The following is a 25,489-nucleotide window of genomic DNA, read 5'->3' as shown; positions in this document are numbered from 1 at the left end:
AATGAAGCTCGGATTGAAGTGGTTAACCGTCAAAACAAATCGTTCATTTTCTTCACACCATATTGCGGTGTTAACTGCACTTTGGCTGACCGTTGCCTATAACTGGGTGTTAAATCAACAAATACTGCAGTGGGCAAATCATGTATTCGAGCCGCTGCAAATCGGGCTAAATTTATTATTATTTTTAATCAATCTGATTTTGATCTCGTTGTTTACTTATAAACGCAGTTTTATGGCGGCAAGTAGCCTGTTATTTATCGTCAGTGCTGGCAGTCTGTACTTTATGCATAGTTACGGCATTGTTATCAGCAAAGAAATGATTACAAACGTTGCTGAAACCGATGTTAGCGAAGTAAGTGAAATTGTTAACAGCTCAATGATGTTTTATATATTGGTGCTGGGAGTGTTACCCGTTTGGCTTTTGCACAAAATCTCGATTAGCTGGCAGCCCGGCTGGAAACAACTTAAAGCTAATACAATCCGCATAGCTTGCAGTATTGCTGCAATAACAGTGATTCTGATCAGTCATTACTCGGCGTATGCCTCTATGTTTCGCCAGCATCGGGAAATTAAATATCTTGCGACACCATTGAATGTTATTTCGGCCAGTCTGGGTTACGTAAATAAACATGCTTATGCCATGGAAATGAGTGATTATCAGGATATAACCAGTGATGCTGAAATTACCCGTACTAATCATATCCCCAGATTACTGGTTATGGTGGTAGGGGAAACTGCCCGGGCCGATCACTTTGGCTTAAACGGCTATGCTAAAAATACCACGCCTTATTTGTCACAAAAGATGCAGAACAAAGAACTCATCAGTTTTACTCAGGCTACGTCTTGCGGCACCGCTACTGCGGTATCTGTGCCTTGTATGTTCAGTTATTTGACCGAGGAGCAATATCAGCCTAAAGAGGCTAAAAGTCACAGCAATGTGTTAGATGTATTACAAACTGCAGGGTATCAGGTGTTATGGGTCGATAATAATTCCGGCTGTAAATCCATGTGTGACCGGGCGCCCACGATTGAAGTGGAGTATGATGCGACCAAAGCCGATTGCCAAAGTGGCAAGTATTGCTATGACACTATTTTGAATCGTATTCTGGCAGATAAAATAGAATCAGTCGCGCAGGATACCGTTATTGTTTTACATATGGTGGGCAGCCACGGGCCCGAGTATTTCAAACGTTCGCCTGAAAATTTAAAAAACTTTAAACCGGAGTGCCTTGAATCACGTTTGGATCACTGTACTTCTGATAGCATTAATAATGCTTATGACAATTCGATACTGGTGACTGATAAAGTATTAAACGATGTTATTGAGTTACTGAAAAAACAGCCGCAGTTATCCAGCTCGATGCTGTATGTCAGTGATCACGGTGAATCTTTAGGGGAAAATGGTATTTATTTGCATGGTTTACCAACCTGGCTGGCACCTGAAACCCAACGTCATGTGCCTTGGTTAATGTGGCAATCGGATGAGCAGTTGGACTGGCAATGCATGCAAAGTAGAGCAAATGATGCTATTAGTCATGATAATTTATTTCACACCTTATTAGGTATGGCTGGTGTCAGCAGTCATTTATATCAGTCTGATTTGGATTTAACCCAATCCTGTCGTCAAAATTAGGATTTGTTTTATGCGTATTTTGTTAGTTGAGGATGACAAAGATGTTGCCGCAGGTATTATTCAGGGATTAGAACAACAAGGGTATAAAGTTGAACATTGTGCCAATTGCGCACAAACCAAAGCTGCCTTAAGCACTGATAAGTTTGGTGCGGCAATTTTCGATTTAGGACTGCCCGATGGTGAATCCATGCCGCTGATAAAGCAGATTAAATCCGAACCTGAAGCCATGCCAATTATAGTGTTAACAGCATGGGATGATATCGAAAAAAAACTTACTGCGCTAAATATGGGTGCAGATGATTATGTAGTAAAACCTTTTGATATTCGTGAGCTGGAAGCACGTATTCGTGTGGTGGTCCGACGTTCACAGGCGCGACAAAATGATCAAATTAGTCATGGCCTATTGTCGATTGATTTAAATAATCACAGTTGTGAATTTGATGGTCACAGTATAATGCTTACCCAACGGGAATGGTTGCTTCTTAAGGAATTTATGTTAAACAAGAAGAGGGTGTTAACCCGGGAACATCTTGAGTCACTCTGTTTTGGCTGGGATGGTGATACCGAGAGTAATGTGCTGGAAGTGCATATTCATAAATTGCGTAAAAAAATATCAAAAGATGTTATCCGTACCGTCAGAGGGGTAGGGTATCTACTGGGTGATTCGCTTTCTTGAAAATTTTTAATTCTATCCGCAGCAATTTAATGCTGTGGATTAATCTATCGGCACTTATTTTACTCGGCATAGCCGGCTGGCGCACTTATCAGGCAACTGAACATGAACTGGATGAGTTATTTGATGCGGAGTTAGCACAGACTACTCGTATGATTTCGGCCATGCTCAATCAGGAGAATGGCGTCAAACTTACTAATGTCACTACCATTGTTGATGTACCACGCCTGACCAATCCCGATGAAGATGATGCCGATGATAAAGTGCGTTTTGTGAGCGGTCACAGATATGAGAGCAAGTTGGGATTTCAGGTTTGGTCGCCCGAAGGTAAATTGTTGCTGGCATCAAAAAATGCGCTACAAAAACCTTTCTCTAAAATGGAACATGGCTATCACGACTTCTATCAGGATGGCAGGCGTTGGCTAAGTTACAGCTATTTCGATAAAGGCACAGGAACCTGGATTTTTGCTGCTCAACGTGAAGATGTTCGTTCAGAATTAAGTGGCTATATAGTGGATGAGCAAATGTTACCTTTGATGCTCACCTGGGTACCCGTTTCTCTGGCAATTTTTATTGTGGTGTCATTGGTACTTGCACCGGTAAACCGTTTTTCTGATGAATTAAAAAAGCGCCGTCCCGATGAATTAACACCTTTTAATGAGCCACTACCCAAAGAAGTAGAGCCGGTGCGAATCGCTACCAATCAGCTACTTGAACGCATTGATCATTTTATTGAACTGGAAAAGCAGTTTATCAACGACGCTTCCCATGAATTACGAACGCCACTCGCTGGATTAAAAGTACGACTGGTTAATCTGATTGAGCTGGATTTAACAGAACAGGAACGCAAAGACGGCCTGGAGGCCATCTTAGCGCTTACTGATAAAATGACCTCGTTGGTCAATCAGTTGTTGCTAATTGCACGAATGGACTCAAGTAAATTCAAAGCACCGCAACCTCAATCTATTGTTGTCAGAGAGGTTGTGGACGAAGTTATTTCTGATATGCCTGAGCCATTACTGGAAAAAGTACAATGGAATATTCGGTTGCAAAACACCATTCAGGTAAATGCTGAGCCAGTGCTTTTTCACACCTTATTGCGAAATTTAATGGATAATGCAGTGCGTTACTCTCCACCGGATGGAGAAGTTACCATCAGTGCAGAGCAAACCAGTGATGGAGTTTTAATTCGTATCGAAGATGAAGGTGGTGGTGTACCGCCAGATGCATTAAAGCGTCTGGGTAAACGCTTTTATCGTCATGAAGCTAAAAGTAATATCAGCGGAGTTGGCCTTGGATTATCCATTGTAGAACGTATTGTCGCGCTCAATCACTGGTCGATTAATTACGCTAATAATGACAATGGATTAGTGGTGACTTTAACTGCCCGTTAGTGGCTAAAGTAAGAAACCAATACGCTAGTCCATATAATTGCTGCTATCCCAAGTGAGATTAGTACGGCTGCCGATCCCAGGTCCTTAGCTAAACCCGACAGTGGGTGGATATCGAGGCTAATTCTATCCACCACAGCTTCAATTGCGGTGTTAATGATTTCTGCCAGTATGATCAGTAATAAAGAAATAAACAGCGCGGTTTTCTCATACAAACTGATATCCCAAAAAAACAGAATGGTTGTTCCCAGCAAGAGTAAAATACATTCCTGACGAAAAGCCGCTTCGTTTTTCATCAGCCAGTTAAATGCTCTGAAAGAGTTGTTGCTGGCCAACACCAGTCGGTTAAACCCTTGCGGCTTATTGGTATTATCAAATTGTTTCACGTCTAAAATGCCTTAGTATTTTTGCAATAACTAAAAAGGTCTTGCTGAGCCTGATACACCGAACTTTTTACATCAGAAAGCCCGAGCATCAAATCAAATAAGTTGTCGTGTGACACTGGAGTTGCGGACTTTTCTTCTATGCAACTTTTGTAGTTTGTGTCGCTGAAATGACTGTCCCAGTATATCATCGGCACATGTTTTTGTTCATCTGGAGCCAGTGCGTAGGGAAAACCATGCAGATACATGCCATTTTCACCTAAAGATTCTCCGTGATCAGAAATATATAACATGGCTGAATTCGGAGTGTTTTTCAGGTTATTAATGACTTCATTTAAAATATAGTCAGTATATAAAATCGTATTATCGTAAGTATTAATCAGCTGTTGCTGACTACAGTTTTGAATATCGCTCTGTGGACAGTCTGGGACGAATTGTTTAAACCCGGCAGGATAGCGGCGATAGTATGTTGGTCCATGTGAGCCGATCATATGCAATATGATGACTTTATTTGACTTTGATTTTTGTGAGATGGCGTCCTTTAATTCGTTCACCAGAATCTGATCAAAACAATAGTCACCGTCACACAGCTTTTTATCACGTTGAGCATCAAACTCAATGGTATTTACGCGTTTGCAAACACCTTTACAGCTGCTGTTATTGTCAATCCAGGTAACATCTACCCCAGCCCGGTGAATAATGTCCAGAACGTTATCCTGACTACTGGCCATGCGGTCGCTGTATTCATCTCTGGATAAACGCGAAAACATACAGGGCACCGAAACAGCAGTGGCAGTGCCACAGGAGCTCACATTGCGAAAGGTTACCGCATTTGAATGTTCCAGTAATGGATTGGTGTTGCGCGTGTAACCATTGAGGCTGAATTTATCTGCTCTTGCTGTTTCACCGACTACAACAACCAGCGTTCGGGGGGGCAATGAGTCAGATGAAACTAATTCAGGTGATTTATCCAGAATTCGATAAGGTAAGGGTGGGGCAAGATAAGTATGCTTAACGTATTTAAAAAATGAGTCGTAAAAGGTGAATGGTGTGATGCTTTTGCTTAGTGCTTTGTGGTTACGGCCCACCGAGGCGTAATCTTTATAAAACGCCCCTAAAATCGCCACAACACAAATTAATGCGATCACATTCAGTTTTATTATACCTTTTAGTTTTTTAAAAAAGCCTTGTTGAACGTTTTGACTAAATATCGCGATTAATGGAAACAAACAAAAGAATACAAAAAACAGAACCAGACCAAGGTTAAGGTAAGAGCCAGCCTCTCCACTGTTAGTCTCCATTATGTTTTGAATCATGCCTTTGTCGAAAATAACGCCATAGGTGCTGGTGGCATAAAACAAAATCGCGGATACCACAAAATGTACACCAATAATAAAACGCGGGAAAAATAAGGCGCCTGAGATAGTCATAACAATGATGCATAACGCGCAAAGTAGCACGGGTACACTAAAGAAAAATAACCATTCAAATATGCTATGCGGGGCAATCGCATTAAAAACGGCGGTTAGAAATGGCCAGTTGAGCAGGGTTGCCATAATGACTGCCGCTAACGCCAAAAGCTGTGCAGATGAGAGATGCACGTTAAATGTATTCCGACTTAACACTTATTCAAGGCCACTAAAATAAAAATCCAAAGGAATAGTAGAAGCTGAATCTTTAGGATTGCTGAAGGTAAACTTAGGGCTTAAATGTTGGGGATTTAGTCAGTTTTAGTAAGGTGGTATACAGGCCGGGCGCAATCAGTAACACCAGAGGTAACTGCACTAACAAGCCGGAAATAATAGCGACAGCCAGAGGTTGTTGCATCTCTGCTCCCTGACCCATAGCAAATGCCAATGGGGTGAGTGATAAAATTGCCGCTAAGGTGGTCATTAAGATTGGCCGTATTCTGTCGTGACCAGCTTGTTGCAGTGCCTCTGATGTTGAAAGGCCTTGTTCAGCCAGCTGTTTGAATTGTGAGAAGTAAAATATCGCTACCTCAGTAACTATACCCAAAATCATGGTCATGCCCATAATGGCGGTAATATTCAAATCAATCCCGGTTAACCACAGCCCAATAAAAACCGTTCCTGCTGCAAGTAAGGCAACACTGAGAATGGCAATACAAATTAAAAAATCTTCATACAGATACAGCAGTAAGGTGAACAAAATGGCGACGGCAGAGATAAATACCGTGATTAGTCCACTGAATGCTTGTTGCTGCTGCTGGTAAAGGCCGCCCAATTCAAAATACATATCCTTTTTTAGCAATTGGGATGTGGAAATAAGTGATTTTATTTCGCGTACAGTAGAGCCGATGTCCCTATTTTCAATACGTGCGGTTACTGCAACCAGACGTTTTAAATTTTCGCGGGTAACTTGTGGTTCACCCTGGGTTTGTTTAATGCTCACCAACTCCTTTAATGCCAGTCGTTGACCCTGGGGTGTTTTTAGCCAGATACCATCCAGATTGGTGGCATTGTTACGAGCTGATGGTGGGACCCACAATCTTAAGTCGATGTTTTTTTGTGTATCGCGGAACTGGCCAACAACATCACCATCAAACCAGCGCCTGGCCTGTTCGGCGACCCAGACTGGACTTACACCTTTTAACGCTGCTTTTTGCTGGTCAATGACAAATTCAATTGAGTTGCCGGCGATATTGCTGCCATTGTTGATATCTACCACACCTTTAACCCTGGCTATAAGCTGTGCGATGCTATCTGCAGTTTGTAATAACTCATCTGCATTGTTACCAAATAATTTAATTTCAATTGGTTGCGGGACCGAGGTTAAATCTCCAATGAGATCTTCCATCAATAGTACCAGTTCGATTTCTAACTGAGGTACTTGCTGATTAACTTGCTCTCTAATGTCACTCATGACCTGATCAATCGGAGCCCGTGGCAGAGGTTTTAATTTGACAAAAAAGTCACCTTCGTTGGCTTCAGTGAGTCCGCCACCAAGTTGCAGCCCGGTTCTGCGTGAATAGGTGTCTACAGCTGGGTTTTGTTGCAGAATTTTTTCTAATTTTGCAAGCAGTTGGTTGGTTTCATTTAAGGATGTGCCGGGCTCTGCGCGGTAATCAAGTACAAAGCCACCTTCGTCCATTTTAGGCATAAAACCGGTGCCCACCTTTAAAAACGATTGATAACAAACCAACGCCAGGACGACGGAAGGTATCACTATCAGCCGCTTTTTGTTTAAACAGGCTTTAAGTACTTGTTGGTAAACGCGTTGCAGCGATGAGGTTGAGTTTACGTCGCTCCCCAGCTTTTTTGTGGATAACCATTTGGTCGCCAGTAGTGGTACCACTAACCAGGCTAAGGTATACGAGGCGATTAATGAAATGGCTATGGTTAATGATAAGGCTTTAAAAAAAGCCCCTGTTACACCATCTAAAAATGCCAGGGGGGCGAAGATAATAACGGTCGCTGCAGACGAGCCGGTCAGGGGTCTGGCAATCTCGCTGCAGGCCTGCAATATCGCATTTTTTTCGTCACGTTTCCGGGTCGAAAGTTTATGCATGATATGTTCTATGACCACTATCGCATCATCGATAATTAATCCGATAGCTGCAGCCATACCGCCCAGCGTCATAATATTAAAACTCATTCCCGCTACGTGCAGCAGCAAAATTGTCGTTGCGACTGACATAGGAACCACACACATCGCAATCATAACCGTGCGGCTGTTTCGTAAAAATACCCACAGTACTATTGCGGCCAGACCAACGCCTATTACCATGGCCTCTACGACGCTCATCGCTGCATGTTTGATAAGTTCACTTTGGTCGTACCAGGGTTTGATTGATAAATCTGCAGGTGCCTGATTTATAAAATCTGCGATTGCTGCTTTTACATCTGCCACTATCTGAGTGGTATTACCGGCAGGTTGCTGATAAACCTGCACTAAAACCGATTGTTCACCATCCGCCGTTACTGTCTGCCATACCGGTGATGTAGTTAAGTAAACATCAGCAATATCACTCAATTTAATCGGATTGTTATTGCGATTGGCAATCACTGTGGCTGCGATGTCATTAATACTGTTCATTTGTGCATTGGCAATCAGCAAATACAGTTGATGCTGTTGTTCAATTCTGCCTACCGATGTCAGTTGATTATGTTGTTTAAGCGCATTGGCCACATCGGTTAAAGACAATGAATAAGCGAATAATCGATCAGGGTTTATTACCAGACGAAATTCCGCATCCTTACCCCCTAATACGGTTGCCTTGGCTAAGCCCTGGATACCTGAAAGTCTTGGGACTAAATCAAACTGAGCCAGATCTTTTAACTCGACCAGATTCAGGTGAGGGGAATGCAAACTATAAGCGAGAACCGGAAATATAGTGGGATCCATTCTACGTACTTCAAACTGTAAACCCGCAGGCAGCTGGTACATATGCTGATTGATGGCGCTTTGAATCAGTAACATGGCCTGAGTCATGTCATCCTGCCACGAGAAACTCACGGATAATTCGGCGCTGCCACGACTGGTCGTCGACTTAATATTTTTTACACCAGGCACAGCTCTTAGCGCTTTTTCCAGCGGTAAGGTTATATCAGTAACCATTTGCTTTGCCGGTATATCGCCGACATCCACAGACACCACTATTCTGGGAAATTCCACATGTGGAAATAAAGATACGGGTACTGAACGACTGACAATCAATCCACCAATGGCAACCAGTATAAATAAGCTCAACAGAGCGCGGCTGTGTTTGCGTGCCCATTCTGTAATAACAGTACTCATAGCATTTTTACTTTTACTGGTGTGGTATCAGTTAATTCATTGTTGCCTGAAATAACAACTGTCTGACCTGGTGATAACCCTTTAACAATTTCAATTTGATCATCAAGTTGGGCGCCAGTATCGACATACTTTTTATGTACGATGCCCTGATTGATGATAAATAAGAAATGACCACCAATATCCTGTTTAACCGCGGTTTGCGGCACGACTAAGGCAGAGTGCTTATTTAAGGTGAGGGTTGCTGAAACATGGGTGCCAAGTGGAAAGGCATTTAAATCACCGGCCGGCAGCGTAGCAAGCACGTCAACCAATCCAGTACTGGTATTAATCGAGTGGCTTATGGACGTAATCTGACAAATTACCTTAACCTGTGGATTAAACACATTATAAAGCTGGCAGCCACTGTCAGTTGTCAGGTTTGGCAAATCTGATTCGGCCACACCTAATCTCACCTTCATTTGTGCTTCATCAATCAGGGTAAAAAGCGTCGAATCGGCCGGGAAGCGCTGTCCATTTTCAACCTTGATAGCATAAATGATACCGTCAAGTGGCGAGACAATTTGTTCAACCGTATGATTTTTTCCCTCCGATTTTAATGCTTTCAGAACGGCATTCGCCACCTTTAACTGGCGTTTGGCATCGTCCAGTTCGGTTATATTAACGAGGTGGTTCTTAAATAAGCTTTCGATCTGACGAAGATGCTGTTGCTGAAAATCAACACTTGCCTGAGCTTGTTCCATTTGTGATTGGTCACTGGCAAGGCTTTGGTAGGTAAGTACAGTCTGGCCTGCTGTAACTTTATCGCCCTCAACCAATCTTATATCTGATACTGTTCCTGCGCGTCTACTTGCCATTGTGTGTATGGAAGTGGCATCGGCTTCCACCGTACCGTAAACCTGAATAAGCGAATGTATCTGTTGGGCAGAAATTTTATGTGCTTCGACAATTGGTATTGATTGCTTGCTGGTTTGCGCAGCCGCTCCAGCTAAGCCGCACAAGTATAATATAACCGGGAGGTATCGCATTTAAGTCCTTTAAAAGCTGGTTCTGGTAGTGATCAAAAATTCCACATTGTTGACATTTTGATGATTTAACATCGGGAACGACATATCGATATGGATCACTTTTGCATCTGATGAATGTTTTGAGAAAAGTCTTGCACCAATTCCGACGCTGGTTAGCCATTGATTGGTATCATTGTGAAAATCGTTAGTGGAAAATGCTTTTCCTGTATCCACAAAGGCCGCGGCACCTAATTCAAACAGGTTGTAAATATTAATATTGGGGTAATAGCGTAATTCGCCAGTGAATGAGATTTTGTGATCGCCACGTTGAAATTCCAGTGGATAACCGCGTACACCCGTTTCCTCACCGATAGCAACAGGCGCATCTAAATACTGGTTTTTACTCAGAGTCAGGAATTGACCACCATAAAGAGAAAAACGGTCAGACAGGCGATAAAACAGTTCATTATCACTTTTGACCACAAAGCGATTTTTGCTGCTACTGCCAAAATCAGACTCAAGGGAAAAGTCTGAAAATAGCAGCGTGTTATTGGATAACTGTGTTCCTTTACTGGCGTTGAGATTCCATATGAAACGGGATTCGTCGTTATTTCTGGCAGCAACATTCACACCTAGTTTAGTGGAAAGCTGCCAACCAAAATTGAAGTCTTCAATTTGGTTAATTACGTGAATATTATTAAGTTCAGCAAAAGCATCCTGAATGTAGTCAATTTGTACAAATGGCACCAGATAACGTCGATCATCTGGCTGGTTGATGTCAAAAATACTAGTGATACCGGTAAACTGGCGGTCAGTCGCATCCACTCCAACCTGATAGCGCCAGACAGAATCTGGCTGGCGTGATAACAGCTGCCCCCAGCTGGCAGAAAAATTGGTATCTGTGTACGCCAGTTCATAATAATCGGCACCATTGAGGTAAAATTGTTGTGATAACTTGGCATGATAGGCGTCAAATGAATACGCAGTATTGGTGTCATAACTGACAAATGGTTTGATAATACTAATGCCCTGTGCGCTGCCATCGTCAGTATCTGAGAGTATTAAACCACCATGGATGTTTTGCCCTAAATAGAGAGGGAATTCAGATTTAAAGGTATATCCAGTACGCTGATCATTTTTAAAATATTCAATATCAGCATCTATGCCATAGCCAAACAGATTGCGATCTTTGAGGCCAATTGAATATTTGTTTTTACCTCCTTTGCGGCCGAAATCCAGTGTTGGCATCATGGTCCACTTATCACTGGTTTCTACTAATATATTTCCTTCATCATTAAAACTGGCTTCAGCTGTTTTGATATATTTTAATTGGCGTAAATGACGCTCCACCTCACGCAAATCGCGTTCAGAGACATCACACTTTTCATTTAAAAAAGCCAGCTCATTTTCAATGGTTGATTGTCTTGTTACCACATTTATACTGTTGGCCAGGCGATGGAGCCATATCGTATCCGGGTCAGTCAGATCAAAGATGTTATTCGTTTTCACCTCAATCTCGGGAACGGAGTTACAGCTATCTGCCACTGCGACTAAGGGACAAACAGCAACCATACCTACAACCAGAATCAAGTGTTTTACCATTGGGTAAACCTGCAATTAAAATAACCAGTATCAAGCGTAGGCATGAATTCTTATGATTGGCTGAAGAAAGGCTTAAAGTTTCTGTTTGAGCAAATTTGGATGAGCCTGGCTAACATTTATTTCCGGGTACAAAGTACAACCTTTTTACCGTCAATTCCGGTATCATTCACAACATTCCCAGCATATTGATGATTGTTTTCTGGTTAGTTTTTTATGCGTTTGCTTTTGATTGAAGATTCAGTGTCGCTCAGACGAACTCTAAGTCTTGGTTTGGAAAAACTGGGATATATGATCGATGCCACAGGAGATGGTGCCGAGGGCTTAAGTATGGCTCTGCTGGGGGATTATGAACTGATTATTCTGGATCTTATGCTGCCGGAAATGGATGGCATGTCGATTCTAAAAGCCCTTAGAAAAAGCCAAAAAGATACCCGGGTACTTATCTTGTCAGCCAAAGCTGAACATGAAGATAAGGTTGGAGGGTTATTAGCAGGTGCGGACGATTATTTATCTAAACCCTTTTCATTTGATGAACTACATGCCCGCCTAATCAATTTGATGAGACGCGGTAAAGCTATCCAGGCTGATGATAAAATTCAGGTGGGTGATTTTGAACTGGATATTCACAGCAAAAGCTTTTGTTATCAGGGCCAGAATGTTGATTTAACACCCAACGAATACCGCATTCTTGAATGTTTATTTTTAAACAAAACCCGGGTGGTTACGTCTGAAAAAATGAGTGAGTACATCGCGGGTCATTATGACTTTGTATCTAAAAATGCAATTGAAGCCCATTTATCATCCGCACGTAAAAAGGTGCGAACACTCGGAGCCGATTTACCGGTCAGGAATAAACGTGGTTTTGGTTATATTGTGACAGAAAACTAATGAAATCGATTCAAAAAACACTTTCCCGCAGATTGTCCGTTGGCCTTTCGTTATTAATTCTGACGGTACTGATTATTGCTGATGTATCACTTGATGGTTGGATTGAGGATGAATTTAACCGCAACATGATTAACAAAATTGGATTACTGCAAACTTTGGTAAATGAAGATGCAAATGGCATAGAATTTGAGTTTTCTGGTGAGTACATGCCTGAATTTGAAGGGAGTGTAGAGCCGGAGTACTTTCAGCTATGGTATGACGGAGAAGTATTTGAACGGTCGGATACACTGGCATTTCACTCGCAAATGGATTTACCGTTTAAAACCACCGCGTTGCATGAAATTGAATTGCAAAATCTGGAATTACCGGATGGGCGGTTAGGACGAATTGCATTTATTACTTTTACCCCTCAAATTGATAGCAAAGACAGAGATAAGCTAGCGGAGAACAGGCCAGTTGCAAAACAAATGACTCTGGCATATGCGACATCCCGGGAAGAGCTGGAATATTATCTGTGGCTAATCGATATCAGTTTCATTCTGGCCGTCATTCTGGTGCCACTGATTATTCGTTTTATTGTCAATCACACTGTGTATTTTACTTTATCACCCTTACAAAACTTAAAACGCGACATTCAGAAAATTCATTTTACGTCACACGATAATAATAAGCTGGTTCTGGCCGAACCGATTGAAGAATTAATGCCGATTGTTGAGAGCCTTAATCATTTTATTGAACAAAACTACACACTGTATAAACGTGAGCGGCAATTAACCTCGGATATTGCACATGAATTAAAAACACCGGTTACTGAACTTTTAAATCTTACCGAAGTGGCCATGCGCTTTTCTGACCGTGAACTTGAAACCAGTTATAAGCCAGAAGTGCTGCAAATTGCATTACGTATGAAAAATATCATTTCCAATTTAATGATGCTGCATAAACATAGTCAGCAATCATTAGAATGTAACGACACATTTGACTTTGCACATAAAGTGCAGGAGCTTATTGAAAGGCAAAGCGTTTCGAGGTTTTCGCTGACGCTGCCCGGCAATCAATCATTTTTGGTCACATCTAATTTGTTTGCAGTTGAAGCCATTATCAACAACCTGTTTGAAAATGCCCTGTGTTATAGCCCCGACGAATCAAAAATTGAGGTGGAAATCGAGCGTATAAATGAGCAGTCGTTGCAACTATTGGTCAGCAATCAGTTGATTAGTGTTATCACACAAGATGAGCTGGTGAAGATGTTCGACCCGCTGTGGCAGAAAGATCAATCACGTACCTCGAATGAAAACTTTGGTCTGGGCTTATCTATTGTAAAAGTGCTTAGTGATGCAATAAATGCCAGTATAGATGCCAGTGTGCCAGATGATAAAATTTGTTTTAAATTAGTGTTACCTGTCGAAAATAAGTCTTCAGTAACCACTGCCAATTAGGCTGAATTTAGATACTGTCTACCAAAGCCAATACACCGATAATTCCGGCAGCAATACTTAGCAACAAAACCATTGCTGCCAGCATATCTTTAATGCACCCGACTGTGGGGTGTATGTCTGGATGCAAATGGTCTAACATCGCTTCAATTGAGGAGTTTAAAATTTCTGCTGCGATAATCAGGCAGATCACCAATACAATCAACGCCCACCAAATTGCTGTTGGCTGGACAAAGGCAAATAAAATAAGAGCCGTTAACCCAAAGAATATATGTCTGCGTACGTTCGATTCTTGTTTAAATGCGTAGCCTAGTCCTTGTAGTGCAAATTGTAACTTTTGTTTGAAAGGCTGATTTTTTAAATCAGCAGCGTTATTTTCCATTGATTAAATATTCCTATTCCACAGCAACAGTTCAATGCGATTAAGTTAAAAATTCATCGCCAAATGCACGCCAACACCATCAGCATTAGCATAGGGGGCTATGTTTAAATCTTTATAACGTTCCGTAAAGTAAGCACTGCTCAGTATGCCAATCGCTGCACCAGCGAGCACATCTATACTGTAATGTTGATTTGATTTTACTCTGCTCCAGCCCACATAACTGGCAAGCGTGTATGCAGGCACACCGTACTTCCAACCATAACGTTTTTGCAAATAAGTGGCACTTTGAAACGCAACTGAAGAATGCATAGAAGGAAAAGAGGTATAAGAATTCCCTTGCGGACGTTTTTTATGTACCGCGTATTTTAGTAATTGGGTTAATGCCAGATTACTAAGTGCTGCTTTTGAAAATTGCTCTATTCCTTGTTGATCATTATTAAGATAGCTCCATCCCGCAGCAAAAAGTGGTAGTGTTACTGCGCCAATATCGCCATAGGTCTCAGTGTCAGATTTGGCAAAGCTGTTTTGACTAAACAAATAAAGTACCAATAAGATCAGAGGCAGTGGGAATCGCGCTGTCATCAGAAGAAATTCCTGTATTTTATTTTGTGTCGCTCGCACAAATTGTAAATTTCGTGCTTTTTAAGCGTATGTATTGAAACTGATAGTGCCCCACGAGTCTTAAAAAAACTTAATTATCCAGGAGTTATGTGTCGGGATTTGAATCGATTATTTACGCAAGAGGTCAGCTTAAGTTAATCGAGTCCTATCTTTTTGTAAGCAAGACGTGGTGTGCTAAAATCCGCAACCCCAAATTTCCATCCGCTCAAAAGTTGGCCGGATTGGAAGCCGTATTAATTTATCGCGATGAGATTCTCAGTGAAACACAATGTCCAGCAACCAAATGCAATCAATGTAGCTTCGATTAACAGACGTATCTCGGTGGCACCGATGCTGGACTGGACCGATCGTCATTGTCGTTATTTTCTGCGCCAAATCTCGCAGCATACGTTGCTATATACTGAGATGGTCACCACAGGGGCGATTATTTTCGGTAAAGGCGATTATCTGAGCTTTAGTGATGCTGAGCATCCCATTGCGCTGCAATTAGGCGGCTCAGATGCTAAAGACATGACCCTCTGTGCGCAAAAGGCGCAGGAATATGGTTATGACGAAGTTAATATTAATGTGGGCTGTCCGTCTAACCGGGTTCAAAATGGTCGCTTTGGTGCTTGCTTAATGGCCGAACCACAAACAGTGGCAGAGTGTGTTAGCGCCATGCAGCAGGCGGTTGATATTCCGGTTACGGTCAAATCCCGCATTGGTATTGACGATATGTGTGAGATGGAAGATTTAGACCGTTTTATCACCACCGTTGCCGAAGCCGGCTGTGACACTTTTATTGTGCACGCCAGAAAAGCCTGGTTAAAAGGCTTAAGCCCCAAAGAAAATCGCGATATTCCCCCACTTATGTACGACCGTGTTTACCAGCTTAAACAGCAGTATCCAGATTTACACATCGATATTAACGGTGGGGTAAAAACGCTGGATGACGCCGAATTGCATTTGCAACATATCGACGGCGTGATGATCGGACGCGAGGTATATAGCAACCCATGGATCCTGGCCGGGGTTGACGAGCGTTTTTATGATCAGGCGCCAAATGAGCTAACCCGCGAGCAGGTCATTAAAGCTATGCAGGATTATACCGAGCAACAAATGCAGCAAGGTGCGCGTTTTTGGCATGTTGCACGTCATATGCTGGGTTTATTTCAGAATCAACCGGGCGCACGCGCCTGGCGACGTTATTTAAGTGAAAACGGCACCAGCGACACAGCAACTCCTGCCACTTTTGATGCAGCACTTGCTGCCATGGCCCAACGTTGAATTGGCTGGGGCAAATTAAGTTGGTTAATTTGACCAAATGGTTGGTTAATTTGGCTATTTAACAGTCTGGCAAGTTGGCACGCTTAAACACTCTTGATAAATTAAAATTAAAATATTCAATTAAAACAAAGAGATAAAATTTTTTTAAAGATTGGCACAACTATCGCAATAGTTACTGCGACTTAACTAGTAACCTAATAAATGGAGCCAATCATGTTTAACAAAGTCAAAACTTTAAGCGCAGTATTTTTAATCGCCGTTTCTGGTAGTCAGGTAGCTCAGGCACAGGAATTCGATTTAAACCAGGTATCTGGTCAGTTAATGCAAAAAGCGACTCAGGTATTAGAGCAACAAGTTCAACAACAAATTGATAAGGCGGTAGTCAATGCGACTGAGAGCCTGGATACTCAATCTAAACAAACTTTACCTGAATCTGATGTTGTGATTCAGACCGAAGAAGCACCGGAAATTATCGCTGCTAACATCGGGTAAAGATTATGCTGAGCCAATTAGACCTAATCGGAATATTGATGATGCCCGTGGTCGCCTATCTGGCAGGGGCCGTTATTCTCAGCCTGTTAGAGTTTAAACAAACTCACATACAATTTGACCACTCATCGAGGCAAGACAGTCAATCCTAAACGACTGTCTTGCATTTTGTACTTTTCATTGTCTTTAAATCTCTAAATCACTCGCATTTTTCAATTTCATCGTTCCTCTTTATATTTACTCCTAAGATCCATCAACTATGAAAATAATGGTGTAATTTTATTTTTCCATGAATTAAATTCATAAAATAAGTTGCTTAAAATTGGAATCTCGTTGTGTTGGGTCGTTTTCATCTGGAAGTGTTAGCTGCAATCAAACAGCAAGGCACCTTAACTCAGGCCGCTGAGTCATTGAATTTGTCTCAGTCTGCGCTCAGTCACAGTATTAAAAAACTTGAGGGGCAGTTGAAAGTACCTGTGTGGCAAAAAGAAGGGCGAAATTTGCGCCTGACGGCAGCTGGTGAGCGGATCTTAATTCTTGCCAATCGTGTATTGCCACAATTCCAGCATACCGAATTATTATTGAGCCAGATTGCCAGGGGCGAAATGGGCTCGTTACGCATTGGCATGGAATGTCACCCCTGTTACCAATGGCTGTTAAAGGTGATTGAGCCGTTTCTGCAAAAATGGCCTGAAGTGGATATTGATGTAAAACAGGAATTTCAGTTTGGTGGTTTGGGCGCGTTGCATAGCTATGAAATTGATATTCTGGTTACGCCAGATCCTTTGTTTACACCAAAGGTGGCTTATCTTCCGGTATTTGATTATGAACATCGCTTAGTGGTGCCCGCTTCTCACCATTTAGCTAAACAAGACTTTGTGATCCCCGAGCAGCTAAGTGATGAAGTGTTATTTAGTTATCCTGTTGAGCCACAGCGGCTGGATATTTTTAGTCAGTTTTTAAATCCGGCAAAATGCACGGTTAAAAAACACAAGATTATCGAAACCACCGAGATCATGTTGCAGATGGTGGCGGCAGGTCGTGGTATCTGTGCCTTGCCCGGTTGGTTAGTCGATGAGTTTGCCAGCACACTGCCAATTAAAAGTTTACGTTTTGGCAAACAGGGTATTAAAAAACAGATCTTTCTGGGTATGCGTAAAGACGAAGAACAAATTAATTATCTTAGTGATTTTATCGCCCAGGCCAGAACCAGCGGTTAAATCTAAAGGTATCTGTGTAAAGCGCTAATTTATTAGGCGAGGGGTGTTTAAATACGACCCCGCGCAGATTTATCTTCTTTTCTAACCCCATAAAATCGTATTTCAGCTGGCAACAAGCGCCAAACAATCAAACAAAACGGCATAGCTTATTCCTTTTATTGGGTTATTTAGGCCGTTTTTTAAGCGATATTACATGATTTATTGTAATTATGAATATTGTGCATGTATTAATGAGATTAAATCATTTTTATTCATGTATTTGGCGCAGTATAACCTACTCATCGCTTCAACATTCAGGGTTTATCCCAGATTACTAGCAGAGTACAGAGCCATGTTTAAAGATTTCACCTTTACCATTGAGAGCCTTAAATTTGATGAAAACTATCAGCCATCAGAAAGCACCCGTATCACCACTAACTTTGCTAATTTAGCGCGGGGAGAAAGTCGTCAGCAGAATTTACGCAACGCATTAAACATGATCGATAACCGTTTTAATGCGTTGGCTTACTGGGATAATCCGCAAGCCGATCGTTATTCGGTGGAGCTGGAAATTATCTCGGTGGGAATGGATATTGAAGGCAGCGAACAGGCTTTCCCGTCGATTGAGATTTTAAAAACCAACATCCTTGATCATAAAACCGGTAAACGTATTGAAGGCATAGTGGGTAATAACTTTTCCTCTTATGTGCGTGACTATGATTTCAGTGTACTGTTGCTGAAACACAACAAAGATCAGGCGCAATTTAGCATTCCGGATAACTTTGGTGACTTACACGGTAAATTGTTTAAGCACTTTGTTAATTCCGACGCTTATAAACAACATTTCCAAAAGTTACCGGTCATTTGCCTGAGCGTGTCGGATAACAAAACCTACCACAGAACCGAAAACCAACACCCGGTATTAGGTTATGAATACCAACCGAATGAAACCTCGTTGACCGAGCAATATTTTAAAAAGATGGGCTTGCAGGTGCGCTACTTTATGCCGCCTAACGGTGTGGCTCCGCTGGCGTTTTACTTCTTTGGCGATTTGTTAACGGATTACACCAATCTGGAACTGATTAGCACCATTAGCACCATGGAAACCTTCCAGAAAATTTACCGTCCTGAAATTTACAACGCTAATGCGATTGCCGGTAAGTGCTTTAAACCGAATTTAAAACATCAGGACCATTCACTAACGCAAATCGTGTATGACAGAGAAGAGCGCAGCAAACTGGCGATTGCGCAGGGCAAATTTGCTGAAGAGCATTTTATTAAGCCTTACCAAAATATCCTTGAGCAGTGGTCGTCGCGCATTGCGATCTAGGCCATATAAATACTGATTTTAACTAATACAAAAGCTAACTGAATTAATCATGACAAAGTTATTACCTACTTCAACCGCTGGCAGCTTGCCTAAACCCTCATGGCTGGCTCAGCCGGAAACTCTTTGGTCACCGTGGAAATTACAAGGTGACGAGCTGGCAGAAGCCAAACAGGATGCACTGCGTGTTTCATTGCAGGAGCAGCAATTAGCTGGCATCGATATCGTCAGTGACGGTGAGCAAACTCGTCAGCACTTTGTGACCACCTTTATTGAGCACCTAAGTGGTGTGGATTTTGAAAACCGTAAAACCGTCAAAATCCGTGACCGTTACGATGCCAGTGTGCCTTCTGTGGTCGATGCGGTATCACGTCAAAAACCGGTGTTTGTGGAGGATGCGAAATTTTTGCGCCAGCAAACTACTCAGCCAATTAAATGGGCATTGCCTGGCCCTATGACCATGATCGACACTCTGTACGATGCGCATTATAAAAGCCGTGAAAAACTGGCGTGGGAATTTGCCAAAATCCTTAATCAGGAAGCCAAAGAACTGGAAGCTGCGGGTGTGGATATTATCCAGTTTGATGAACCGGCCTTTAACGTATTTTTTGATGAAGTAAACGACTGGGGCATCGCCTCACTTGAGCGCGCAGTCGAAGGGTTAAAATGCGAAACCGCAGTACATATTTGTTATGGCTATGGCATTAAAGCCAATACCGACTGGAAAAAAACACTGGGCTCCGAATGGCGCCAGTACGAACAGGCGTTTCCTAAATTACAGCAATCCAGTATCGATTTGATTTCACTGGAGTGCCATAACTCACATGTGCCAATTGATTTACTCGAATTAATTCGCGGTAAAAAAGTAATGGTGGGTGCCATTGACGTAGCAAGCAATAACATCGAATCCCCGGAAGAAGTGGCCGCAACACTGCGCAAAGCACTGGAGTTTGTGCATGCCGATAAACTTTATCCGTGCACCAACTGCGGAATGGCGCCGCTATCGCGCAATGTGGCACGCGGTAAATTACAAGCATTAAGCGCGGGTGCTGAGATTATTCGCAGAGAGCTTTCCGTTTAATCAGCTAAGCAAATTCCGATTAATCAAAATTCGATATGGGTTAGGGTTTAATGGTGTCGCCGCAGCGTTTAAAACTCGCTTATGGCCACACCTTAAATCACTAGCCCTTTTTGTTGGCTTTACTTTTTAGTGGTTTAAATCAAATCAGGCACAGTGATCTACATGTTCCTAGCAAGCATCAGTAAGGTAGCTATGAGCGAAATAGCGGACATCGAATAATTAGGTTTAAGCTAGTCCGCTATAGGCAAGGAGCGGAAGTTCAGGAAATTGATATTGCACTGTATATTTGTGCCAACATTAAATTGTCAATAGAACCGCTTATCCTGATGATTTTGCTCATAGTTTTACTTTAAGTGATTTCTCCAAATAGCTTTTATCCAGATGATATACCGTCGCTGCTTGAGATCCACTATTCAATATTTTCTCGATAGATGTACCATCCTTGTTCGCTTTGTAAATATCAAAAAAACCATGCACGTTTTCCGATGAAAAAATGACTTTGGAACCGTCAGAAGACCAGGTTGGTCCCCACTCTTGAATATCATTTTTAGTTATTCTCTGATGGCTAGAGCCATCAACATTCATGATGTATACCTCTTGATTCCCATCTCTACTTGAAAGATAAGTGATTTGTGAGCCATCAGGGGAAATCTTTGGCATCATGTTATCTGTATCATCTTTGGTTAATTGAATTACATTGCTTCCATCTATATTGGCGATGCTTATTTGACTTGGGCTAGATTTGGATTGATAGAGAATTCGTCCATCTTGCAAAAACGTGGGAAAAAGTCCATTAAGTGCTTTTATTTGACGTTGCTCAGTTCCATCTGTATTCATCAGCCAGATTTCTTCCTGCCAAGCTCCATTTGAATCTTGATACTCTCTAGCAAACGCAATAGTTTTTCCATCAGGGGACCAAGCTGGGGCACTGTCGCGAACATTTTTGTCATTGGTTAATCGGCGAACATTCTTTCCATCTATATCTGCAGTATGAATGGACCAAGTTTTGTTTTTGTCGTATTTACCATAAAATGCAACACTTTCTCCTGTTGGGGATACAGCCGGATAACCATCACTGCTAGTTGAATCTACAATTTTTATGCGAGTTTTACCTTCTTCATCACTCAAATAAATTGCTCTGTTCTTTCCCTCTTTAAAACTATATACAAGGGATAAGGGCTTAGAGGGCAGTTGTTCATCGCCTTTGCACGGAGCCGCTAAGCTAAGAATAGTAATTGAGAGCAGTAGTGTTTCTATCCTAATAATTTGTTTTGCTAGCATTGAATATTTTTCCTAATTTTCATTTTTGAGCTAGGGCAAGAACAAGTTTAAGGAGTTGTATCTTCGAAGATAGATAACCCATCCCGAAAATCATATCATTCAGCTTTAGTCAGACTCCTTATGACTCATCGAATGAATTGTGCCTAAATCGCTTTAATTAAACCTAAACCCAGTAGTTCATCCGTTTAACACCATTTCGCTTCCAAATATCTAATCACTCAGTTTCCATATTTATCTATTTTTTGTCTTTCGATCATTCAACTCAATTTTCAATTGGCGAATTTGACTAAATTGCCTGCGATTTTGACCACTTTTGTTTTTTAAATTCTTTGCTGTATACCCCACTTAAAACATCGAGTCTCTAAAAATTCATTTAAAAACAATAAGATAAATTTATTTTTAATCTTGGCACGCCACTTGTAATAACTCTATTGGAAAGGGCAAACAGCCCGAACAACAAAATTAATTTTTAGTGTGGAGATTAAAAATGGGAATGTTTACTCGTATTAGCGACATCGTGCAATCAAACATCAATGCGTTACTGGATAAGGCAGAAGATCCGCAAAAAGTGGTTCAGCTGATTATTCAGGAAATGGAAGAAACCATGGTTGAGGTGCGTTCTGTCGCGGCCAGACAACTGGCTGAGAAAAAAGTATTGGCACGCAAACAAATTCGCTTAGCCGCCAAAATTGCAGACTGGCAGGCAAATGCCGAGTTAGCCATGAGCAAAGGCCGTGAAGATTTAGCGCGCGCCGCATTAATTGAAAAGCAGCAAGCACAGGCTGAGCTGGACGCATTGCAAAACGAACTGGATGCAGTGGACGAAAGTATCACTAAATTGCAGGACGATTGCAGCAAGCTAAATGAAAAGCTGGCGGAAGTGCGTGCTAAACAAAAGTCACTGGTTGCCAGAAATCAATCTGCCACCGTGCGTTTAAAAGCCAAAGCACAACAAAGCAGTGAAAAAATAGCTGATTCTATGCTGCGTTTTGAGCACTACGAACAACGTATTGAACAGATTGAAGCCAAAGTGGAAGCCTACGATTTAACCAGCTCGGCTAACAGTCTGGAAAATGAATTTAAGCAGTTAGCTAAAGAAGATGACTTGCAAGCAGAGTTAGACGCTCTTAAGAAAAAAGTTGCTTAAGTCGAAGGTTGTCAGGTTGTGGAACGCAGCCTGACACCGGACCTCAACAAATCCAGGTCATCTATAACAATTATTAGGAGCAGAACATGAAAGATTATTATCACAATACCCGTCAGTTGTACCGTGCAAACTTTGGCAAAAAGGTGACTGGTGTCTGTGCAGGTTTGGCGCGTTACTGGCAGCTTGATGTCAGGTTAGTAAGAGTTGCAGCCATTGTTGCGCTTATCTTTTTAACTGTACCAACTGCGGTGGCGTATTTTTTAGCGACCTTGTTACTGCCTGTTCGTTAGGACTTTGGGGGAAACCATGTTTAAGAATCTATTAATTGCGGTATTGGTGGCGATTATTCTGACCTGGTGTTTTGGAGAGCTGTTTACTGATTCACACCATATGCAGATTATGTTTGATGATGGTCCGGCTAATTTTCTGGAAGGTGGATTAGCGATAACCGGCATTGTGATATTTTTTGTGGTGTTAGGCTTTTTACTGGCCGTGAGTATGCTATCGGTTTTGTTTTTTGTGGGCATTGTAGTGGTGGGCTCGATTTTATTTGCCGGTGTTGCCGCGCTTTGGCCTGCTATATTGTTTGTTGCCATCGTAATTTGGTTAGTGAAAGATAATAAACAGCCCAATTATTAGCTTGGGCTGTTGGCTTCTGTCTGATTTTGCTGAATAATTTCGCTTAATCATTCAAGGAGTGTTGTATGCGCTATCTACTGCTAATGTTAATTGGATTATTCAGTACCACGGCTGCGGCCACCATCGAAATTAGTGACGCCACTGTGCGTTTGTTACCTCCCGGGGTTAAAAACACTTCAGCCTATTTTACGATCAACAATAGTGATAAAACCGATTGCATTATTGTTGCCGCACAAACTGATATTGCAGCGCGTACCGAGTTACACGCGCATATGATGCATAACAATATGATGCATATGATGAAACAGGAAAGTGTTACCTTAAAAGCCGGTGAACAACTTCAGTTTCAGCCAGGTGGCTTACACTTAATGTTGTTTGATTTGAAACAGCCGCTAAAAGAAGACCAACAGGTTATGTTGACGCTGATCATGCAGGATGGTCAAAAAATTGAATTTAGCGCTGTGGTTAAACGGCCCGGCGCGCAAAAAATGAGTCAGCATCAACATCACTAGCTCAACAAGGAGATCCCAGTGAGACAACTTTTTAATGTGAGAAATTCGCTGATTTCACTCACCGTGTTATTTATTTTGTTCTATGCGCTGGCGGTGTACTGGAGTTTTGAGCCGGACCAGTTTGATCCGCGTGAACGTGCTGTGGCACAAGTTAACGCCCATGGTCAAAAGCTGGTATCAGGTTACATTGTGACTAATACCTTAATTGAGGTGTCGCAAACCTTATTAAATAAATCCGGTGGTTATTTATCCAATGATGTATTGCCGCCCAGCGTGATGATGGACAATATGCCCGCATGGGAATTTGGTGCGCTGGAAATGGTGCGCGATATGGCGCTGGCCATGCGTCGCGATTTCAGTCGTTCACAGTCTCAGTCGCTGGAAAATCCCGATTTAGTTAAAGCCCATCCTAAATTTAATATTGATCATCGTGGCTGGTTGCTGCCTTCTGCGGAATCACAGTATCAGGAAGGTATCGACGCGCTAATACGTTATCGCGATCATCTGGCACAACAATCGGACAATACTGCACAATTTTATACCCGTGCCGATAACTTACGTGACTGGTTGAAACAGGTGCAAAAACGTCTGGGTGGATTATCACAACGCTTAAGTGCCAGTGTAGGGCAGGAAGCAGTAAATACCGATTTGGCCGGTGATGCCTCTGCTACTCAGTCAACACCCACCCGTAATCAGGCGTATTTAAAAACCAGTTGGTGGGATTTGGATAATGTGTTTTACGAATCGCGTGGCGCGAGCTGGGCATTAATTCATTTCTTAAAAGCTGTGGAAGTGGATTTTGCTGATGCACTGGATAAGAAAAATGCACTGGTCAGTTTGCGTCAGATTATCCGTGATTTGGAAGCCACTCAGCAAACGGTGTGGAGCCCAATGATTTTAAATGGCAGTGGTTTTGGCACCATGGCTAATCATTCATTGGTTATGGCTAACTATATTTCCCGTGCCAATGCCGGATTAATTGATTTAACTGAACTTTTGACCCAAGGATAATGTATGAAAAAATCGCTAATATTACTGGCAGCACTTGGACTATCGGGCAATGCTGCTGCAGATACATTGTTAGGGTTGTATGCCGGTGCGCAACTATGGAATTTTGACGCAAAAGGTGGCTTTGCCGATGAATCCAATCTGGTGAATTATAATTTTGACCGCGATAACTCGGCCTCACTGTATGTTGCACTGGAACACCCAGTGCCAATGATCCCCAATATTAAAATTCGCCGTACTGATTTTGATAACGAGGGTACTGCGACTCTAACCGGTTCTTATACTTTTGGTGACCAAACCTTCACTGAACAAAGCAACCTGTTAACTCAGATAGATTTAACCAATACCGACTACATCCTTTATTACGAGTTATTTGATAATGATTTGATCACCTTTGATTTTGGTTTGAACATCAAAGATGTAGACGGCACCATTAATGTACAGGATGCCAGCGATCCTACTATTCAGGGCGCTGAGGATTTTTCTGGCTTTATTCCTCTGCTGTATTCAAAGTTCGCTACCGAAATGCCACTGACTGGTTTGGGCTTTTACGCTGAAGGTAACTATTTATCCATCGACGATCACACCGTCTATGAATATCAGGCAGCGTTAACTTATTACTTAATGGATAATCTGGCGCTGGATATGCGTGTTCAATTAGGTTACCGCGCATTTAAAATGGAATTAAATGACCTGGATGGTGTTTACACCGACCTTGAATTTAAAGGCCCGTTTGCAGGTATTGAGTTTCACTTTTAATACGCGAACT

The 25,489-nt window shown here is 42.0% G+C and carries 24 protein-coding genes; 16 read left to right on the top strand and 8 right to left on the bottom strand.

What is annotated here, in order from left to right; all coding sequences use genetic code 11:
- Position 1 precedes the first annotated feature (1 nt).
- Genes H8B19_RS16880 through H8B19_RS16870 form a run of 3 tightly spaced genes read left to right on the top strand, consistent with a single transcriptional unit; the run spans position 2 to position 3,700 of the window.
- Positions 2–1,633 carry a phosphoethanolamine transferase gene (locus tag H8B19_RS16880; RefSeq protein WP_186508140.1) on the top strand — a complete coding sequence of 544 codons (1,632 nt, stop codon included), beginning with the start codon at positions 2–4 and terminating at the stop codon, positions 1,631–1,633.
- A gap of 10 nt (positions 1,634–1,643) precedes the next feature.
- Positions 1,644–2,309: a response regulator gene (locus H8B19_RS16875; RefSeq protein WP_186508139.1), complete on the top strand. Its 666-nt coding sequence runs from the start codon at positions 1,644–1,646 to the stop codon at positions 2,307–2,309.
- A 29-nt stretch (positions 2,310–2,338) separates the two neighbouring features.
- Positions 2,339–3,700 (top strand): ATP-binding protein, encoded by a 1,362-nt coding sequence (locus tag H8B19_RS16870; RefSeq protein ID WP_186508137.1) that lies wholly within the window; start codon positions 2,339–2,341, stop codon positions 3,698–3,700.
- Here the strand turns inward: H8B19_RS16870 and H8B19_RS16865 are convergent.
- From H8B19_RS16865 to H8B19_RS16845, 5 genes are all read right to left on the bottom strand, one after another.
- Positions 3,697–4,083, bottom strand: coding sequence for a diacylglycerol kinase (locus H8B19_RS16865; protein ID WP_338401541.1), 387 nt, complete (start codon positions 4,081–4,083; stop codon positions 3,697–3,699). The two genes, H8B19_RS16870 and H8B19_RS16865, sit on opposite strands and share 4 nt — an antisense overlap.
- 2 nt (positions 4,084–4,085) lie before the next feature.
- Positions 4,086–5,681 carry a phosphoethanolamine transferase gene (locus tag H8B19_RS16860; protein ID WP_338401540.1) on the bottom strand — a complete coding sequence of 532 codons (1,596 nt, stop codon included), beginning with the start codon at positions 5,679–5,681 and terminating at the stop codon, positions 4,086–4,088.
- A 97-nt stretch (positions 5,682–5,778) separates the two neighbouring features.
- Positions 5,779–8,838, bottom strand: a complete 3,060-nt coding sequence (locus H8B19_RS16855; RefSeq protein ID WP_186508135.1) for an efflux RND transporter permease subunit — start codon at positions 8,836–8,838, stop codon at positions 5,779–5,781.
- Positions 8,835–9,863 (bottom strand): efflux RND transporter periplasmic adaptor subunit, encoded by a 1,029-nt coding sequence (locus H8B19_RS16850; protein ID WP_186508133.1) that lies wholly within the window; start codon positions 9,861–9,863, stop codon positions 8,835–8,837. The genes H8B19_RS16855 and H8B19_RS16850 overlap by 4 nt, the downstream gene beginning before the upstream one ends.
- Positions 9,864–9,872: 9 nt before the next feature.
- The gene (locus H8B19_RS16845; RefSeq protein WP_186508131.1) at positions 9,873–11,444 is read right to left on the bottom strand and encodes a BamA/TamA family outer membrane protein; all 1,572 of its coding nucleotides are present in this window, start codon (positions 11,442–11,444) and stop codon (positions 9,873–9,875) included.
- A 213-nt stretch (positions 11,445–11,657) separates the two neighbouring features.
- Here H8B19_RS16845 and H8B19_RS16840 point away from each other — a divergent pair, with 213 nt between their 5' ends.
- Positions 11,658–12,332, top strand: a complete 675-nt coding sequence (locus H8B19_RS16840; RefSeq protein WP_186508129.1) for a response regulator transcription factor — start codon at positions 11,658–11,660, stop codon at positions 12,330–12,332.
- Positions 12,332–13,771, top strand: coding sequence for an ATP-binding protein (locus H8B19_RS16835; protein WP_186508128.1), 1,440 nt, complete (start codon positions 12,332–12,334; stop codon positions 13,769–13,771). Before H8B19_RS16840 ends, H8B19_RS16835 begins: the two co-directional genes overlap by 1 nt.
- A gap of 7 nt (positions 13,772–13,778) precedes the next feature.
- Here the strand turns inward: H8B19_RS16835 and H8B19_RS16830 are convergent, their stop codons facing one another.
- Both H8B19_RS16830 and H8B19_RS16825 read right to left on the bottom strand, forming a co-directional pair.
- Positions 13,779–14,150, bottom strand: coding sequence for a diacylglycerol kinase (locus H8B19_RS16830; protein WP_186508126.1), 372 nt, complete (start codon positions 14,148–14,150; stop codon positions 13,779–13,781).
- A 45-nt stretch (positions 14,151–14,195) separates the two neighbouring features.
- Positions 14,196–14,732: a phosphatase PAP2 family protein gene (locus H8B19_RS16825; RefSeq protein WP_186508124.1), complete on the bottom strand. Its 537-nt coding sequence runs from the start codon at positions 14,730–14,732 to the stop codon at positions 14,196–14,198.
- 369 nt (positions 14,733–15,101) lie between these two features.
- On the opposite strand from H8B19_RS16825, the gene dusA reads away from it, so the two are divergent.
- From dusA to H8B19_RS16800, 5 genes are all read left to right on the top strand, one after another.
- Positions 15,102–16,037 (top strand): tRNA dihydrouridine(20/20a) synthase DusA, encoded by a 936-nt coding sequence (gene dusA, locus H8B19_RS16820; RefSeq protein WP_241737655.1) that lies wholly within the window; start codon positions 15,102–15,104, stop codon positions 16,035–16,037.
- Between the two features lie 213 nt (positions 16,038–16,250).
- A complete protein-coding gene (locus tag H8B19_RS16815) occupies positions 16,251–16,529 on the top strand; it encodes a hypothetical protein (protein WP_186508120.1) in 279 nt (92 codons plus the stop codon).
- Positions 16,530–16,861: 332 nt separating this feature from the next.
- A complete protein-coding gene (locus H8B19_RS16810; RefSeq protein WP_186508118.1) occupies positions 16,862–17,746 on the top strand; it encodes a LysR substrate-binding domain-containing protein in 885 nt (294 codons plus the stop codon).
- 331 nt (positions 17,747–18,077) lie between these two features.
- Positions 18,078–19,055, top strand: coding sequence for a DUF1852 domain-containing protein (locus H8B19_RS16805; RefSeq protein ID WP_186508117.1), 978 nt, complete (start codon positions 18,078–18,080; stop codon positions 19,053–19,055).
- Positions 19,056–19,104: 49 nt separating this feature from the next.
- Positions 19,105–20,133: a methionine synthase gene (locus H8B19_RS16800; protein WP_186508115.1), complete on the top strand. Its 1,029-nt coding sequence runs from the start codon at positions 19,105–19,107 to the stop codon at positions 20,131–20,133.
- 336 nt (positions 20,134–20,469) lie between these two features.
- On the opposite strand, the gene H8B19_RS16795 is transcribed toward H8B19_RS16800, so the two are convergent.
- Positions 20,470–21,414: a TolB family protein gene (locus tag H8B19_RS16795; protein ID WP_186508114.1), complete on the bottom strand. Its 945-nt coding sequence runs from the start codon at positions 21,412–21,414 to the stop codon at positions 20,470–20,472.
- A 487-nt stretch (positions 21,415–21,901) separates the two neighbouring features.
- Here H8B19_RS16795 and pspA point away from each other — a divergent pair, with 487 nt between their 5' ends.
- From pspA to H8B19_RS16765, 6 genes are all read left to right on the top strand, one after another.
- Positions 21,902–22,561, top strand: coding sequence for a phage shock protein PspA (gene pspA / locus H8B19_RS16790; RefSeq protein WP_186508113.1), 660 nt, complete (start codon positions 21,902–21,904; stop codon positions 22,559–22,561).
- Positions 22,562–22,647: 86 nt separating this feature from the next.
- Positions 22,648–22,851: a PspC domain-containing protein gene (locus tag H8B19_RS16785; protein WP_186508111.1), complete on the top strand. Its 204-nt coding sequence runs from the start codon at positions 22,648–22,650 to the stop codon at positions 22,849–22,851.
- Positions 22,852–22,867: 16 nt separating this feature from the next.
- Positions 22,868–23,200: a hypothetical protein gene (locus tag H8B19_RS16780; protein ID WP_186508109.1), complete on the top strand. Its 333-nt coding sequence runs from the start codon at positions 22,868–22,870 to the stop codon at positions 23,198–23,200.
- A gap of 65 nt (positions 23,201–23,265) precedes the next feature.
- A complete protein-coding gene (locus H8B19_RS16775) occupies positions 23,266–23,712 on the top strand; it encodes a copper chaperone PCu(A)C (protein WP_186508107.1) in 447 nt (148 codons plus the stop codon).
- 18 nt (positions 23,713–23,730) lie between these two features.
- Entirely contained in the window at positions 23,731–24,723 is a 993-nt protein-coding gene (locus H8B19_RS16770; protein ID WP_338401539.1) for a DUF2333 family protein, read from the top strand.
- Between the two features lie 3 nt (positions 24,724–24,726).
- Positions 24,727–25,479, top strand: a complete 753-nt coding sequence (locus H8B19_RS16765) for a TIGR04219 family outer membrane beta-barrel protein (protein ID WP_186508105.1) — start codon at positions 24,727–24,729, stop codon at positions 25,477–25,479.
- Positions 25,480–25,489: the final 10 nt, after the last annotated feature.

The sequence above is a fragment of the Neptunicella marina genome, from assembly GCF_014270035.1.
GTDB classification, from domain to species: Bacteria; Pseudomonadota; Gammaproteobacteria; order Enterobacterales; family Alteromonadaceae; genus Neptunicella; species Neptunicella marina.
Note: the sequence above shows the minus strand (reverse complement) of the source record. Positions and strands in the feature narration are given on the sequence as shown.

Excerpts from the sequence above, each read along its gene's own strand:
- H8B19_RS16880 (WP_186508140.1), top strand. The coding sequence starts at position 2 with ATGAAGCTCGGATTGAAGTGGTTAACCGTCAAAACAAATCGTTCATTT.
- H8B19_RS16875 (WP_186508139.1), top strand. The coding sequence starts at position 1,644 with ATGCGTATTTTGTTAGTTGAGGATGACAAAGATGTTGCCGCAGGTATT.
- H8B19_RS16870 (WP_186508137.1), top strand. The coding sequence starts at position 2,339 with ATGCTGTGGATTAATCTATCGGCACTTATTTTACTCGGCATAGCCGGC.
- H8B19_RS16855 (WP_186508135.1), bottom strand. The coding sequence starts at position 8,838 with ATGAGTACTGTTATTACAGAATGGGCACGCAAACACAGCCGCGCTCTG.
- H8B19_RS16850 (WP_186508133.1), bottom strand. The coding sequence starts at position 9,863 with ATGCGATACCTCCCGGTTATATTATACTTGTGCGGCTTAGCTGGAGCG.
- H8B19_RS16845 (WP_186508131.1), bottom strand. The coding sequence starts at position 11,444 with ATGGTAAAACACTTGATTCTGGTTGTAGGTATGGTTGCTGTTTGTCCC.
- H8B19_RS16840 (WP_186508129.1), top strand. The coding sequence starts at position 11,658 with ATGCGTTTGCTTTTGATTGAAGATTCAGTGTCGCTCAGACGAACTCTA.
- H8B19_RS16835 (WP_186508128.1), top strand. The coding sequence starts at position 12,332 with ATGAAATCGATTCAAAAAACACTTTCCCGCAGATTGTCCGTTGGCCTT.
- H8B19_RS16830 (WP_186508126.1), bottom strand. The coding sequence starts at position 14,150 with ATGGAAAATAACGCTGCTGATTTAAAAAATCAGCCTTTCAAACAAAAG.
- H8B19_RS16825 (WP_186508124.1), bottom strand. The coding sequence starts at position 14,732 with ATGACAGCGCGATTCCCACTGCCTCTGATCTTATTGGTACTTTATTTG.
- dusA (WP_241737655.1), top strand. The coding sequence starts at position 15,102 with ATGCTGGACTGGACCGATCGTCATTGTCGTTATTTTCTGCGCCAAATC.
- H8B19_RS16815 (WP_186508120.1), top strand. The coding sequence starts at position 16,251 with ATGTTTAACAAAGTCAAAACTTTAAGCGCAGTATTTTTAATCGCCGTT.
- H8B19_RS16805 (WP_186508117.1), top strand. The coding sequence starts at position 18,078 with ATGTTTAAAGATTTCACCTTTACCATTGAGAGCCTTAAATTTGATGAA.
- H8B19_RS16800 (WP_186508115.1), top strand. The coding sequence starts at position 19,105 with ATGACAAAGTTATTACCTACTTCAACCGCTGGCAGCTTGCCTAAACCC.
- H8B19_RS16795 (WP_186508114.1), bottom strand. The coding sequence starts at position 21,414 with ATGCTAGCAAAACAAATTATTAGGATAGAAACACTACTGCTCTCAATT.
- pspA (WP_186508113.1), top strand. The coding sequence starts at position 21,902 with ATGGGAATGTTTACTCGTATTAGCGACATCGTGCAATCAAACATCAAT.
- H8B19_RS16785 (WP_186508111.1), top strand. The coding sequence starts at position 22,648 with ATGAAAGATTATTATCACAATACCCGTCAGTTGTACCGTGCAAACTTT.
- H8B19_RS16780 (WP_186508109.1), top strand. The coding sequence starts at position 22,868 with ATGTTTAAGAATCTATTAATTGCGGTATTGGTGGCGATTATTCTGACC.
- H8B19_RS16775 (WP_186508107.1), top strand. The coding sequence starts at position 23,266 with ATGCGCTATCTACTGCTAATGTTAATTGGATTATTCAGTACCACGGCT.
- H8B19_RS16765 (WP_186508105.1), top strand. The coding sequence starts at position 24,727 with ATGAAAAAATCGCTAATATTACTGGCAGCACTTGGACTATCGGGCAAT.